Here is an 808-nt window from a genome sequence, read left to right as displayed (position 1 = left end):
AAAGAAGCTTGGAACCCCGAGGGCCTAGCCCAAAGAGCTGTACGAGCACTAAAAAAGGAATATCCGGAGCTGGGCGTGATTACCGACGTTGCCTTAGACCCCTTTACAACCCACGGCCAAGACGGAATTATCGATGATGATGGATATGTATTAAACGATATTACCGTTAACGCATTAGTTAAGCAGGCTTTGTCACACGCAGAGGCCGGAGCAGACATCGTTGCACCTTCAGATATGATGGATGGCCGAATCGCTGCGATTCGCAAAGAACTGGAAGCCGCAGGCCATATCAATACCTCTATACTTGCCTACTCCGCTAAGTATGCCTCTTCTTATTATGGTCCTTTTCGCGACGCAGTAGGCTCTGCTGGCAACTTAGGTAAAGCAGATAAAAAGACTTACCAAATGGACCCGGCCAATTCTGATGAAGCCTTGCACGAGGTCGCCATGGACCTTCAGGAAGGTGCCGACATGGTTATGATCAAGCCAGGCATGCCCTATCTCGATATTGTTTACCGTATCAAGACTGAACTCAAAGCGCCGACCTTCGTCTATCAAGTGAGTGGTGAGTATGCGATGCATATGGCCGCAATAGAAAATGGCTGGCTAGACAAGGATAAAATTATTCTAGAGTCACTACTTTGTATCAAGCGCGCTGGCGCCGATGCAATTCTGACTTATTTTGCCAAGGACGCTGCGAAACTTCTTAGCAAAGGATAAAGATGTAACAATGTTCAGCTAGAATGGATTATCGCCCCTTTTAAAATACTTGGAGAATACAGACAACAATGAGCACGACGCATGACGA

General features: G+C 46.9%; 1 protein-coding gene. It reads left to right on the top strand.

Annotated elements, in window-relative coordinates; genetic code table 11:
* Window positions 1–720, top strand: a 720-nt coding sequence (hemB, locus tag A3735_RS28145; RefSeq protein WP_068639082.1) for a porphobilinogen synthase, incomplete at its 5' end; no start/stop codon positions are given.
* Window positions 721–808: the final 88 nt, after the last annotated feature.

The organism is Oleiphilus sp. HI0061 (assembly GCF_001635675.1).
This window is presented reverse-complemented; position numbering and strand designations above follow the sequence as displayed.